The organism is Rummeliibacillus suwonensis, assembly GCF_007896435.1.
Taxonomy (GTDB): domain Bacteria; phylum Bacillota; class Bacilli; order Bacillales_A; family Planococcaceae; genus Rummeliibacillus; species Rummeliibacillus suwonensis.
Map to the genome: position 1 here is coordinate 1,698,271 of NZ_VCBL01000001.1, position 13,274 is coordinate 1,711,544.

The following is a 13,274-nucleotide window of genomic DNA, read 5'->3' on the forward strand; positions in this document are numbered from 1 at the left end:
TCAAGCTTTTCCCGTAGGAGTCGCCGTCTTCCGCTCCACAACTATCAAAATTAGTTATTCTTAAATGTTCGTATTTTTTAAAAAGAAAATGATTTATGAAATTGATTCAGCTATATTTATTTTTAAAGTAAAATACAACGGACACGATGATGACTACAAATAGAACGACGCCCCAAATCATAATAAATCCCATTGTATTGCCGTATAACTTAATCTTTTCATTCGTGTTTTCGCTTAAAAGCGTACTTTGGTGTTTCTCCATATACTCTGCAACATCTAACATATGTAAAAATTTCTCTTTTGAAAAATTATTGGTCAACCGAATTTGCAAATTTTGATAGTAGATTTTATCCCATTTATATGGATTTGTCTCAAAAGGCTCCCCATGATTGGCTTCCCAAAATTCTTCTTTTTGTTCATTTATCACTTGTAAAATAGACTCTTTTTCAGTTGGATGATCTACAATATATTGAATCAAAGCTTTTCGCCTTTGAATAGAATCTTCCAGTGATAATATTTTCTCCAAAGTATCCATCTTGCTCTCTCTACCTTTCTAATCGTATTTTAAGACGCAGCGTGGTACACATTCTAATTTGGTTTTCGTTTGAAGTAGAGGTATACGAGAATTACGGCTAATGGTGGAAAAACAAATAAAATAACGTTCGTTATTTTATAAATAATAAACATAACAACTAGGCTAATTAAAAAACTAATGAAATACCAAAACCACATATATGAAAACACTCTCCAACTTTTTTCTTTTAGTATACACTCTTCCCCTCCCTTCTTCATTATTTAGAGACAAAGTTAGACAGTATGGTAATTTAACCTATTTCTTTAGAGGAAGTTTCTTATAATAATCCCCAACTTTCTAACCTATGTTTCTAGTATAAATTTTAAAAAATGACGAATCCCCCTATTTACTTTGTCCGTTTAAAGCGTTAAACTACATGTGCGAAATAGAGTGTGAACACTCTGATTGAGGAGGAAATTTACTAATGAAAGATTTTTTCAACAAACTATTAACGGGGATGAGTATTGGAATTGTCGTCTCTCTAATCCCTAATGCATTGATAGGAGAGATTTTTAAGCTTTTAATTCCACATGCGCCCTTTTTGCAGACTATCTTAAATTTAACGGTTATTGTGATGAGTTTGTTACCAGCAATGATTGGCGTAACAGTTGGTATGACATTTAAACTAACCCCCATTCAAACAGCTAGTGTTGGATTAGCTTCAGTTATAGGTAGTGGTGTAGTGACGATGAAAGAGGGAATCATGACTTTATCTGGTATCGGTGTCGTCTTGAACACTGGGATCACTGCTGCTTTAACTGTCTTATTCGTCCAATTCGTCGGAGCAAAATTAAAGGATTATACTATTCTGTTGATGCCAACATTATCAATCTTTATTCCTGGTCTTATCGGTTATTCTATATTGCCCTATGTTAAAGCTGGTACTGGATTTATCGGTACAGGTATCCAACATGTCACAACTTTACAGCCTATTGTAATGGGGGCCATCATCGCCGTTATCTTCTGTGTATTGATCTTGTCTCCACTCTCTACTGTTGGTGTTGCAACCGTTATTATGCTTTCAGGCATTGGATCTGGTGCGGCAAACCTTGGTATCGTATCTGCAGGAGTTGGTCTTTGCATTGCTAGCTACAGAGCAAATTCACTTGGAACAGCACTTGCACATGTACTTGGTTCTCCCAAAATCCAAATGCGCAATTTCTTTATGAAACCCAAAATGGCCTTTCCTATGCTGATAACCGCTGCGATTTTAGGTGGATTAGCGGGCGTATTTAATATTCAAGGTACTCCAATGAGTGCTGGATTTGGTTTATCCGGTTTGATTGGTCCTTTAAACTATATAAATCTGACAAAGGATCACTGGACAGGAACGAATATTGCCATCATGGTGACAATGTTCTTTATATTGCCGATCGTTTTAAATGTGATATTACTTCGATTATTTGAACATAAATTAAAAATGATTAAAGCGAGCGATTACAAAATATCTATTGAATAATGGCGGAATCCATTTTTTATATTCTAAAAAACGATTGCTTAGAAACAAAACATTGTCCATAAATCTTCGGTAAAGGCAGTGACTTTCGGAAAAATATATTCATATTTTTATGAAATAGTACGACAATGAAATTCTACTTGCAGATGATATCCTTTTAAAACAGAAATCATCCATTAAAAAGAGCATTTACATTTATTTGAACTTTTGATCGTCAAGCAGATTTCTATCATATGAATATATTAGTTGATATAATGAAACGATTATATCAATGGAGGACTTATAACGTATGAAACAAAGTGAACTACGTAAGCGAATGTTTCGCAATGAAGATCATATAAAATATTTAGACGCAGATTTACGTGTGCTACAAGCAAAATTCGATATTGAATTTACACGTTTTCTAAAAAAAATCGGTTTAATCGATTATGATGATATTTTCGAAAAAAAAGCAACCATCGGTAAACTCTTTCAAGATCTGCCTGAAAGCAGTCCCATTAAGAAAGCCTATGATAAACATTTCAAGCATTTTCTTGCGGAAATGTTCTTCAATCTATCCATCGAAAATGATCATTTTAAAATAGAAGTATTCATAAACAATGATGAATATATCGTTTTAGATGAAGATAAAGCAAAGATTAAGCCATTGATTGAAGATATTCATAAAGCAATTGAAGAAATCCAAGTGGAGTATATGGCCATCCAACAAAAATATGTCGATATGCGTTATAATTTGATGGAATCGGCAGAGGATTTAACGACAGAAAAAAATAAGATTCAAAGCGAATTACAAAAAACACAGCTTGGGTAAAATCTTTACTTATAAAGTGAAGCTTCTATCAGTGGGGTTTTCTTCATCCCCCACTGTGCGTTGATTATTTTACAGGCAGTGAATCTCCCTTCCCTATTCACCATGTATTATTAAAAATTTGTAGTGAAAGGATACTGCCTGTTCATGTGGATAAAGAAATTAAAAACGATTTGTTTTTCTTTTGTTATTCAGTGGTATACTATATATACGAAATCTTAATAGTTGGGAGGTTTTTGTCGTGGGACTTTCAAGTATCGGTGTGCCCGGATTAATCATTATTTTAGTCATTGCATTGATTGTATTCGGACCTTCCAAATTGCCACAAATCGGTAGAGCTGCTGGTGATACGATTCGTGAATTTAAAAACTCTACACAAGAACTTAGAGATGATGTTTCACCAACCAAAAAATCTGATGACAACAAATCTACATCAGACAAATAATCATATGTGAAAGAGCAAGGCAAGATTGCCGACAAAGTCATAACTTTGTCGGTATTTTTATGTCTTCTAATGACTATAAAGCTACTAAACAAGACAAAACGCAAATAGAATAAGACAGATATTGCTTTGAACCTCTACTGACTAAAGTCGCAAGTATTCTCGGCTATTCGATAAAGTGAAGCTTCCATCAGTGGGGTTTTCTTCATACTCTACTGAAATAGAAGAACGAAAATGAAAAGCGCCACGTCCTGTGGCAACACTGAGTGACCAACATCCTGCCCCCCCGAACCAATCGGGCGCATACGGCAGTTGATCCCCACCTATCTTTCTCATTTCTCTCTAAACTTTGAGGTGGGGTCTTACTACCCGTTAACGTGGGATAAAAATGTTGATCCATTCTAATTGAAAAACATTGCATAATTCCCCTTTTTATATACAAACATTTGTTCTTATACAGTGTTTCATGTTAAAATACTGCTAGGAGGAATTTTTTATGAAAATCAAACTTAGAATACTTTTCACTCTTTTTAGCATCCTACTGCTGACAGGATGTACAATTACATTAAACGAAGCCGATTCATCAGACACTTCAGAGACAAAGCCTGTTACTTCAGCAAATGATCAAGTCTTTGTACATATTATAGATATAGGACAAGGTGATTCAATATTTATCCAAACACCGAAAGAAAACATTGTGATTGATGGTGGGAACAAAGGAAAAGGTGAAACAGTCATCGATTATTTAAAGGAGCATGGTGTAAAACAGCTAGATGCCGTCATTTCCACACATCCAGACGCTGATCATATCAGCGGACTAGCTGATATCATTAATGCTTTTCCTGTTCAATCTGTTTATGCACCACGTATTACACATACAACCGTTGCATATCGTAACTTTTTACAATCTGTAAAAGCTCAAGGATTAAAAATAAAAGTAGCTAAAAAAGATGTTCAAATACCTGTAAGTGAACAATCCCTTGATCTACATTTTATTGGACCTACAAAAAATTACAGCAAAAATGACTTAAATGACTGGAGTGCTGTATTGCTGATGCAACATGGTGACAAGAAATTCTTATTTACAGGTGATGCTGAAACACAAGCCGAAGAAGATATGTTGGAAGCTGGTATTGTCCCTAAAGTAGATGTATTAAAAGTCAGTCATCATGGGGCGAGAGAGGCTTCTAATTCAGACTTTTTAGCAGTGGCAAAACCTACTTATGCCGCAATTAGTGTTGGTAAGGATAATCGTTATGGTCACCCAACAGCTGAAGCCTTACATCGTTTAAAAACTATTCATGCAAAAATTTATCGAACTGATCAACATGGAACGATCGTCTTTACTTCAAATGGTACTAAAATTTCTGTAAAGGTGGAGAGATAAATGCAAAAAGGCATTATTGACCGTTTTGAAGGGAATTTCGCGATCATTGAAATTGGTGATCATACAATCGACATCCCTAAGTCAAAATTACCTATAAATGTTAATGTTGGCGATCAAGTGATGATTGATGGAAAAACCATTACATTGGATTCTGAAGGTACAAAAAAATTAAGAGCTGAAATCGATGCACTAGCAGATGATTTATTTGAAGAATAATATTTTTCGACAAATGTTGATTGCTTTCCAAACAAACATTTGATACTATTATTACACATAAGTTTTATTTAAAAATATCATAATTAGAAGAGAAATCATGATGATTTCTCTCTCTTTTTATTTAGACTTTTTATTGATGGCACAGCTACCTTTTACAGAAGACTTCTCAGTAAATCTTCGTTTGTATTAAAAACGATAGCCACACATACAAGGATATCAGAAACACATTTTCCTGCTTTTATACTGATTTTGCCGATGATCAACTACAATATTTAAAATAGAGACTTTTTATAAAATTTTCAAACCCAAAAAGAGATATTCAGCCAAATTCTGAATATCTCTTTCTTCTTATGGGTCGGGACAGAATCGAACTGCCGACACTTAGAGCTTCAATCTAATGCTCTACCAACTGAGCTACCGACCCGATATGGAAAATGAAAAGCGGATTTGCCACCATATTTGAGACATTAAATGGTTTCCAAACCCAATCCTTTCAACCGCATTGGATGCTCTTCCATTTGTGAAGCGGAAGACGGGGCTCGAACCCGCGACCCTCACCTTGGGAAGGTGATGTTCTACCACTGAACTACTTCCGCAAAATTATAATCATATATCTTTTCGACAACTAATATTATAGCACTGAATATTTATAATGGCTAGTATCCTATACAAACTTTCCAATTTTTTTCTGACCTCTTTTAGGTTCCTAAATCAATCAAACTTCACACGGTGAGGATTCCTTCATCCCTCACTGTGTGTAAGTTAATGCAGGCTTGTTAAAATCTATTGATCATCTTTTTGACGCTTGGAGAGTAGGAGTCTTGCTACCAATTAGGTAGGATAAACTAATAGCCTATGGTAAGCATCTAGTTAAAATATATTAGATGTTACAGTAGTTTATTTTAATACATAATCTGCTAGAACACTTTGGATTTTATAGATATCTAATGTTTTATTGAATCTTTTTTGAATAGGCTCTGTACCATTCGATAACCATATTTTCAGCTCTGCTTCGAGATCAAAAGTACCCGCTGTTTCAACAGAGAAGTGCGTAACACTCCTATATGGAATGGAATGGTATTCGATTTTTTTACCAGTAACCCCCTGCTTATCAATTAAAAGCAAACGTTTATCTGTAAATACAAACATATCTCGGATCAATTTATAAGCTTGCTCTACCCTTTCACTTTTGCCTAATAATTTTTTCACTTCAGATTCGATTGCATTCAAATTGACTTCTGATGCATTTCCTATTAGACCATCGAATAACCCCAGCACAACTCCTCCTCTTTCTCATCTTCTTCTTTCACATTATCATCTCGATATAGCTCAGCATCGTTAAAAAAATCATTTTCTTTATCACATTCTATTAAAGATGATTCCTGCATTATTCCACGACTTGAATCCTTTTGCTGACATATTTTAATAATTCGTATAATAATTCAGGCATTTCTTCAAAAGCACTTTTGACATGTAGTCGTTCGGAAATTTGATGAGCGTCTTTACCATATGGGCCTACATTTAAAACAGGTGCTGAAAACTGCGACATTTCTTGAAATGGAATATCATATGTTTCACCCCATACTGGTGTATTTTTCTCATATGCTTTCCAATCTTTATCTACACGAAATTGACAATAGCTTAAATCACAAATTCCATTAAAGTAATGAATCTGTTCAAGAGGGATATTGTATTTCTTGGCTTCTTCAAGTAAAAGTGAAATAGCACCTTGTATCAACAAATTATTGGATGAATTGGCTGGTGGATAGTAAGGTGGTGCAAAAAGTAATATGACTGCAGGTGCCAATTCCCGACAATGGATCAATAATTGATCTGCAATTCGCAATGACCTTTCACGATCATCATAGGATCCATTGGCTATAACAAATGTTTTTAGCTCATTTACCTTTTCTGTCCCCAGTTTTTGTACTGCATACGCGTACAATTCTTCAAATCGTATTACACTGATCGTCCCAATGGTAGAGACCCCTTGTTTTTGACAAATTATTTCATAACGCGACTGACACTTTGCCATCGCTTCTTTTGCTACTTCCTCAAAGATGTCCATGATTTCACCTGCACTACGTTTCATCAAGAAAACATTGTACATGGTCATAGCACGATAGGGCGTTTGTGTCGAATATTGATTCTTTAAATCTTTTAACTGTAGTGAAACTGGGAGCGGTGTCAGCTCTCCGAAGTCTTCTTCACAAAATTTATCATTCCATTCCATCTCTGCTGTTAAAAAAGCACTCATAAATGGTGCAGTGATTCCTTTTAACGGTTCCCCAACATGAGTTTCTTTTCCGTAGAAAAGAGCTGCCGGCATAATCTTACCGATTGTCCCCGAATAGACATATTCCTTTAAGTCGGCAGGACCTTGTGAAAAAGATGGTTCGCTATTTAAAAATAATATAAATGTTAAATCTTGTTTCTTTTGTAATTCTGATATATGCTTCACTGCTTGCCGCATGCCTGCAGAATTCACTTCTTCATCAGGTACGGTGACAAGTAGAAGATTTATAGGCCATTCTTCCATTATGGCTGTTTCTACCAATTGCAAATGCAACGCTAAACCCATTTTCATATCCATTACACCACGACCAAATAAGTAATCTCCACTTGCCAAATCCTTTTTAGCCGATAAATTTAGCATGCTCGGGTCCGCTCTAAAAGCATTTGTTAACTCTTCCGGCATTGTTGCTAAAGGCATAAACGAACCATACTCTTCAATCTGAACTGTATCAAAATGGCTGATTAATACAACTGTTTCCTCAACATTTGGATTTTTATATAAAGCTGACACTAGTTGCCTCTCATGGTCAACATCACAAAAAGTTAAATACGATGGATGATCTACAAAATATTGAAGTTGCTGCAATTTTGCCTGAAGCTTCTTCGAAAATTGTTGCTCCCCTTTTGTCAATGTCTGACTTTCCCAACTTACAAGCTCACAAAGCAATGCACGTAATTTTTCCGGTGTATCCCACATCATTTCCCCCACCATCCTTTAAAAATTATGAAATTATCTTGCAGTATTCTTCCTATTGCTCCTAAATTTCCATCCGAAAGAACACCATAAAAAGGAAATAGTACAGTTTGAATATACGTGAGTTTTACTATATAGTCAATGTTCAGAAATCTGACATATCATAATTTTCCTAACATAAAACGTTAGATTTAATTTAATTCTATCTTTTTATTCTATTTAAAATCATTTGATCATTTAAAATTGTACTATCACAGCAATTAAATGTAATAAAATATAACATTTTAATAAATTTTTATCTATTAATGATGCTATCCAAAGATTTTATTTTGGGATTTTTCCCCATTCATTCACAAATTCTTTATAAATATCATCCAATGTAAAAACTTTTTTATCCATTAATTTACACTAATTGAATACTATTTGTCGAATAGAAAAGCACCTACGATAACGTAAGTGCTTAAATTTAAAATTATTTTTACCAATACAAAAGTTGCCACTAGAAGTTGTTTTGAAATACGCCCGCAGAAACAATTATAGGGCCACAAAGCCTAATTTCGCCACATCCTGTGGCAACGACTTCACATCTGTCGCTTACGCTTTCGATGCGGAAGAAAATCTGCAATCAACATCGTGTTGACCCAAGGAGCTTAAGGCCAAGCCCGTGAAAAGCGCCGTATGTAGCGGAACAAAATTTCTGAATATTAATGCTCATATAGATGTAAAATGTTCGCATTTCTTATCTGAATTTTGCATTATGAAATTGATTCAAATATACAAATAAAGTTTTATTTTCATAAATTCTGATTTTTATTTCTTCTTTCGATTTTTTTTATGATTTCATTGATTCTTATTAACAGCGTGATAATTACACTTAATATAGCAACATTTAAAATATTCATAAGAATGATTACTTCTGATGCAGTTGGGGCACCTTGACCTATTTGCAAAATCACAATTCCTAATATACAACAAAAGGCAAAAATTAAAATAGCAATTGATATATAACGACTCATGGAAAATCACCCTTTTTTATACAAATATACTATTTATTTATTAATTATACAATAAGAATATTATCAATTTTTACAATTATGATGATGACTTTTGGAAAGTAATGCTAGCAAACGCAAGTTCATCCTAGTTACGATAAGGAGTCATTTGCATGATATAATGACAAATAAACAAAGCCACATGAAACAATTGAATATGTTTCATGTGGCCCTAATTTACTTTTGTACAAATTTTTTATAAGATCATTGCTTAATGATTATGCTCCAACAATCTCATGTTTTACTTTTAAATAAGCATAATTTATATTCAAATACTGTTCTTCATGATTTTGAATCAAATCACACGCTATTTCTTTCAATGTTTTCGGATGGTCCATTCCCATCGAAAGCATAATACTGTCTTTCATGATTTGTTCATACTTGGTGACAATTTCGTGATCCATTAATTTCTCTCCCTTTCTCATAAAAAAACACATCCCTCTAAAATTTGAAGGATGTGTTATGAAAAGCTTGCTCGTTTATACGACTTCCGCCATAGCCAAATAAGCCCTCTATTTTTGAGTGCAATTTGCGGCTTTGTCGTACAATGAGCATGCAGAAGATATTCTGTCACACTCTACACCTCCTATCCTCGTAGGTATTATGGCTGTACTCGGAAAAGGCAGGTCTCCTGGCTTATCTTCTTCACTCATCGCACCTTCCCATTTTCACAGTGGTTTTGCGATTTGCTCCAAATTACAGTTGCGGGACAGCGTCGGATTCACACCGATCTTCCCTTTTAAACAAATCAAAGAATGATTTGTACCTTTTTCGTCATATTCCGTTTCTATGATTATAACATATTATTAAGAGTTGGTTATAATTTATTATTTTAAAGTAAGTACTCTTTCGGAAATATTGCTTCGCATAAACTATTATAAATTATAAGATACTGCTGCCAATAGAAACCGTTGAACGTTTTGAGGTCTTTCAAATTATATTGTTTAAATTCTGCTTCACTTGAATCAATTTCATAATGCAAAATCTAGATAAAAAACACGAACATTTCGAATCAACATGAACATTAATATTCAGAAGTTTTTGTTCCGCTCCAGACGACGCTTTCCAAGGGCTTGGCTTCAATCTCCTCGGGTCGACACGATGTTGACCCCGAAGCCGTTGCCACAGGACGTAGCGAACTTAGGCTTTGTCCCTTAAAACGTTCCTGCGGGGCTTTCAGCTCAAGCTTTTCCCGTAGGACTTTGAATAAGCCTTCTTGAACTCACACCGCACGAAGGAAATGCGCATGCATTTTCGAGGAGTCGCCGTCTTCCGCTCCACAACTATCAAAATTAGTTATTCTTAAATGTTCGTATTTTTTAAGAAGAAAATGATTTATGAAATTGATTCACTTAACTTATAAATCAAATCATTTTCTAAAAGATGTCTATATAAATATGAATACGTTTTATCAAAAATAGCATGATAGGATAACTCCTAACATGCTTTTATTTTAGGATCATTATGATTGATCTGCTTCTATTTCACTTTCGATTAGCCACTTATGGTTTTTAACATCACTAGTACCATTCGTTGGCTTATAATTAACCATATAAACGGTTGTATGAATCCCTGATTCGACGGTTGCAATCGCGCCTTTCATACCGGGTAAATGATCCGCTTCAAGCGTTACCTTTGCACCTGGTTGGAGTATTTTATCTTGCGGTTTCTTTATTTCTTCTTGAATCACCCATTTATGATTTTTTACTTCTTCCCCACCCGTTGTAGGTTCATAAGTAACCGCATAAGCATTCGTATTATAAGCACCAACGATTATGCCCTTCGCACCTTTCATGCCTACCATGTGATCTGCCTGTATGATGACTTGACTTCCCACTGGATACGTGGGATTTTGAGCCTTTTTCACTCCCTTAGGAACAATTCCAGAATTGGTATGGTTCACATGGTTATTGCCTTCCGCTACAGACTGTTTTTCATCCATACTTAAGTCGTCATCTGGCGCTAAATTCACATTTTTATTGGTATCAATATTTTCACCCTTTAGGACATTACCACAGCCATATAAAGTCATAAAGGCCATAAAAATTAATATACCTATTCTATATTTGTTTTTCATATGCTTCCTCCAAATAAATGCTAAGTTTTATCATGCATGATGATCCAATGTGTTATGCGTAACAATAAACATCTGCGAACTAAAAAATTATGGCCTTGTTATCGATCCATTTTATTTCTATTTTTTCTTAGTCAACGCGCTTAAAGTTTTATATGTTTATAGAAATGCCTTTTCATTCTTTTAAAAAAGTATTCCCAATAATCAACGGTTTAAACATATTGAAGCATACATAAAATTTTAGCAAGAGGAAAAAACAATAGCACAAACCTTGATTTGTAGTTTGTGCTACTAATGTTCCTATATCTCAAATTATCTGATGAATATATCTTATTCTGCTAATAATTCTGTTTGCGCAATAATTTCTATTCCATGGATTGCTTGTGTAGCGAGGTGATCTGCTTCTGTATTAATTTTTCGTGACACATGTTCATATTTAGGATGAATGCCCAAATCCTTTAGTTTGTTATCGATACGATCAGCCCAGTTTAATAATTCTGGTTCCAATACTGCCCAATCACCATTCATTTGATTGATAACAACTTGTGAATCGCCAATAAAACGTACATTCATATTTTGGACATTTAATAATTCGAGTTCCGTAATACTCAGCTGAAGTGCCGCATATTCAGATTCATTATTTGATTTGAGCCCCACTGTTTGGGCATTTTTTCGAACTCGAAACGGCTTGCCATTTTGTTCAAAATAGATGGCACAACCTAATCCTGCGATGGCAGTTTGTCGGTCATAACCACCATCAAAATAAACGATAACATTATGTGGTTCTCCCTCGATTTCTGTTAAATAATGTTTCATTTCCTTCATCGTCCACGAACTATCATACTGGTCTGTGAATGTAATCGTTTTTGCTCGCCCCGTTTTGTCGATATCCTGAGCTACTTTATACGCTTGTTCCGCTGGCATTTCATCTGAACGAAAAACGGTTTCTATTCCTTTTGATGTTCGATATATCCATTCAATCATAACATTCATCCTAAGGCCTCCACTATCTTCATCTATATGCGCTTGTTATATATAGGGTCATTTTCTCCATTGTCGATATAATTTATGAAATTTTTTTGCTAATTGGAATGGTTCTACTCATAGGGTGAGACTCTATCCACAGGAAAAATCTTCTATCTATGGAAGAAGAGTTTCTATTCTCAAAAGTGACTCTTCTATCTACGTGAAATATTCTCTTATCCGTGGGAAATTACCTCCTATCCACGGAAGAAGAGCTTCTATCCACGAAAGTAGCTCTTCTATCCACGGGAAATGGCCTTCTATCCACGGAAGAATGAATTGTATCCACGAACAAAAATATTTACGTCACCAATTGCTTCTTTAGAACTCAGAATAGTTGAGGTTTTTTCCAAAATAAAAAGCGTTCAGAGGCTTTGACCTCGTTTGGAATCTGTTGATTTATGGGCTGCCACGGCCCACACTCATTCAATAGGGATTAAAATCGCTTTCATCTTGCCACACCTATAAAGATCTGGATCAGGATAAAATAGGCTTGAACCGTCCGTCCTCATGAATTCCGATATTACCCATATATATATTTTATTTTGAAATAACAAAAATGCCGCCACAATGAGAAAGCGGATAGAAATCGCAACGGCAAAAAGTGTTCAGAATAGGAGAAAGTTCTTCATCAACAAAATAGAATTCATCTTCATCCCAATCATCTATACTATTCTTTCTACAGCTTTCCAGATTTCCCCTTGTTGCAAAAGCAATATCACCGATGAATAGCTTCCCATCCTCTTTAAGTAAGGCTAATAAATTTTTTATAAAAGGCACCTTTTCTTCATCTATTAAATGATGCAATGCATAGGTACTAACGATCGAATCATACTTGTGTCCTTTTAAAAAATCAGGCAACCCTTTTGAAATATCCCACTCCATCAAATTGGCTTGTGGCATCTTCACTTGTGCGATTTCAATCATCTTTGGTGAAAAATCAATTCCATCTATATTATGCCCATCTTCATATAGCTTTGCTGTCAATACAGCTGTTCCAAAACCTATATCTAGCACATTTGAGTGTTTCTTTTGCATCACTTTGTTGTAAATAGTATTCAATATTTCTTTATACCCAGCGAAAGGATATCTTTCATTTTCTTCACTTTGTTGTACTGTTTGGTCATAATGATTCGCCCATAAGTCAAATCCTGTTTTGTTTAACAATTAACATTCCTCCAATTGTTTGAGTGAATCATCAAGCAATTCAGCATTTTTTAATTCATTATTCATGTAAAATGTACTTTATGTTT

14 protein-coding genes, 2 tRNA genes and 1 riboswitch are annotated in these 13,274 nt (G+C 34.7%); of the genes, 5 read left to right on the top strand and 11 right to left on the bottom strand.

Features of this window, described 5'->3' with window-relative positions; genetic code table 11:
* Nucleotides 1-106: 106 nt before the first annotated feature.
* The gene (locus tag FEU33_RS07880; RefSeq protein WP_146548846.1) at nt 107-535 is read right to left on the bottom strand and encodes a hypothetical protein; all 429 of its coding nucleotides are present in this window, start codon (nt 533-535) and stop codon (nt 107-109) included.
* Between the two features lie 463 nt (nt 536-998).
* On the opposite strand from FEU33_RS07880, the gene FEU33_RS07885 reads away from it, so the two are divergent.
* The 3 genes from FEU33_RS07885 (at nt 999) to tatA (ending at nt 3,283) form a co-directional block, all read left to right on the top strand.
* The gene (locus FEU33_RS07885; protein ID WP_146548847.1) at nt 999-2,033 is read left to right on the top strand and encodes a PTS sugar transporter subunit IIC; all 1,035 of its coding nucleotides are present in this window, start codon (nt 999-1,001) and stop codon (nt 2,031-2,033) included.
* Between the two features lie 286 nt (nt 2,034-2,319).
* The gene (locus FEU33_RS07890; RefSeq protein WP_146548848.1) at nt 2,320-2,841 is read left to right on the top strand and encodes a hypothetical protein; all 522 of its coding nucleotides are present in this window, start codon (nt 2,320-2,322) and stop codon (nt 2,839-2,841) included.
* A 238-nt stretch (nt 2,842-3,079) separates the two neighbouring features.
* Complete coding sequence (gene tatA / locus FEU33_RS07895; protein ID WP_146548849.1) at nt 3,080-3,283, top strand: twin-arginine translocase TatA/TatE family subunit; 204 nt, start codon at nt 3,080-3,082, stop codon at nt 3,281-3,283.
* A gap of 141 nt (nt 3,284-3,424) precedes the next feature.
* Here tatA and FEU33_RS07900 read toward each other — a convergent pair whose 3' ends face one another.
* Entirely contained in the window at nt 3,425-3,616 is a 192-nt protein-coding gene (locus FEU33_RS07900; protein WP_146548850.1) for a hypothetical protein, read from the bottom strand.
* A 160-nt stretch (nt 3,617-3,776) separates the two neighbouring features.
* Here FEU33_RS07900 and FEU33_RS07905 point away from each other — a divergent pair, with 160 nt between their 5' ends.
* Nucleotides 3,777-4,667, top strand: a complete 891-nt coding sequence (locus FEU33_RS07905) for a ComEC/Rec2 family competence protein (protein ID WP_146548851.1) — start codon at nt 3,777-3,779, stop codon at nt 4,665-4,667.
* Nucleotides 4,668-4,883 carry a DUF3006 domain-containing protein gene (locus tag FEU33_RS07910; protein ID WP_146548852.1) on the top strand — a complete coding sequence of 72 codons (216 nt, stop codon included), beginning with the start codon at nt 4,668-4,670 and terminating at the stop codon, nt 4,881-4,883.
* A gap of 351 nt (nt 4,884-5,234) precedes the next feature.
* Here the strand turns inward: FEU33_RS07910 and FEU33_RS07915 are convergent.
* The 9 genes from FEU33_RS07915 to FEU33_RS07955 form a co-directional block, all read right to left on the bottom strand.
* Nucleotides 5,235-5,307, bottom strand: a tRNA-Phe gene (locus FEU33_RS07915).
* 100 nt (nt 5,308-5,407) lie between these two features.
* Nucleotides 5,408-5,479 (bottom strand) — tRNA-Gly (locus FEU33_RS07920).
* Between the two features lie 301 nt (nt 5,480-5,780).
* Nucleotides 5,781-6,158 (bottom strand): PH domain-containing protein, encoded by a 378-nt coding sequence (locus tag FEU33_RS07925; RefSeq protein WP_146549937.1) that lies wholly within the window; start codon nt 6,156-6,158, stop codon nt 5,781-5,783.
* Nucleotides 6,159-6,270: 112 nt separating this feature from the next.
* Complete coding sequence (locus tag FEU33_RS07930) at nt 6,271-7,875, bottom strand: M20/M25/M40 family metallo-hydrolase (protein WP_243881412.1); 1,605 nt, start codon at nt 7,873-7,875, stop codon at nt 6,271-6,273.
* Between the two features lie 791 nt (nt 7,876-8,666).
* The gene (locus FEU33_RS07935) at nt 8,667-8,888 is read right to left on the bottom strand and encodes a hypothetical protein (protein ID WP_146548854.1); all 222 of its coding nucleotides are present in this window, start codon (nt 8,886-8,888) and stop codon (nt 8,667-8,669) included.
* Between the two features lie 254 nt (nt 8,889-9,142).
* Nucleotides 9,143-9,328, bottom strand: a complete 186-nt coding sequence (locus FEU33_RS07940) for a hypothetical protein (protein ID WP_146548855.1) — start codon at nt 9,326-9,328, stop codon at nt 9,143-9,145.
* A 200-nt stretch (nt 9,329-9,528) separates the two neighbouring features.
* Nucleotides 9,529-9,709, bottom strand: a riboswitch (cobalamin riboswitch).
* A gap of 677 nt (nt 9,710-10,386) precedes the next feature.
* Entirely contained in the window at nt 10,387-11,001 is a 615-nt protein-coding gene (locus tag FEU33_RS07945; RefSeq protein ID WP_244950995.1) for a YdhK family protein, read from the bottom strand.
* 327 nt (nt 11,002-11,328) lie between these two features.
* Nucleotides 11,329-11,991 carry a reverse transcriptase-like protein gene (locus FEU33_RS07950; RefSeq protein ID WP_146548856.1) on the bottom strand — a complete coding sequence of 221 codons (663 nt, stop codon included), beginning with the start codon at nt 11,989-11,991 and terminating at the stop codon, nt 11,329-11,331.
* A gap of 570 nt (nt 11,992-12,561) precedes the next feature.
* On the bottom strand, nt 12,562-13,188 hold the full coding sequence (locus tag FEU33_RS07955; RefSeq protein WP_146548857.1) for a class I SAM-dependent methyltransferase: 627 nt from the start codon (nt 13,186-13,188) through the stop codon (nt 12,562-12,564).
* Between the last annotated feature and the right edge of the window lie 86 nt (nt 13,189-13,274).

What these genes read in the sequence shown, in the direction of transcription:
- FEU33_RS07900 (WP_146548850.1), bottom strand. Translation starts at nt 3,616, where the DNA reads ATGAGAAAGATAGGTGGGGATCAACTGCCGTATGCGCCCGATTGGTTC.
- FEU33_RS07880 (WP_146548846.1), bottom strand. Translation starts at nt 535, where the DNA reads ATGGATACTTTGGAGAAAATATTATCACTGGAAGATTCTATTCAAAGG.
- FEU33_RS07905 (WP_146548851.1), top strand. Translation starts at nt 3,777, where the DNA reads ATGAAAATCAAACTTAGAATACTTTTCACTCTTTTTAGCATCCTACTG.
- FEU33_RS07935 (WP_146548854.1), bottom strand. Translation starts at nt 8,888, where the DNA reads ATGAGTCGTTATATATCAATTGCTATTTTAATTTTTGCCTTTTGTTGT.
- FEU33_RS07885 (WP_146548847.1), top strand. Translation starts at nt 999, where the DNA reads ATGAAAGATTTTTTCAACAAACTATTAACGGGGATGAGTATTGGAATT.
- FEU33_RS07890 (WP_146548848.1), top strand. Translation starts at nt 2,320, where the DNA reads ATGAAACAAAGTGAACTACGTAAGCGAATGTTTCGCAATGAAGATCAT.
- FEU33_RS07940 (WP_146548855.1), bottom strand. Translation starts at nt 9,328, where the DNA reads ATGGATCACGAAATTGTCACCAAGTATGAACAAATCATGAAAGACAGT.
- FEU33_RS07950 (WP_146548856.1), bottom strand. Translation starts at nt 11,991, where the DNA reads ATGAATGTTATGATTGAATGGATATATCGAACATCAAAAGGAATAGAA.
- FEU33_RS07930 (WP_243881412.1), bottom strand. Translation starts at nt 7,875, where the DNA reads ATGTGGGATACACCGGAAAAATTACGTGCATTGCTTTGTGAGCTTGTA.
- FEU33_RS07910 (WP_146548852.1), top strand. Translation starts at nt 4,668, where the DNA reads ATGCAAAAAGGCATTATTGACCGTTTTGAAGGGAATTTCGCGATCATT.
- FEU33_RS07945 (WP_244950995.1), bottom strand. Translation starts at nt 11,001, where the DNA reads ATGAAAAACAAATATAGAATAGGTATATTAATTTTTATGGCCTTTATG.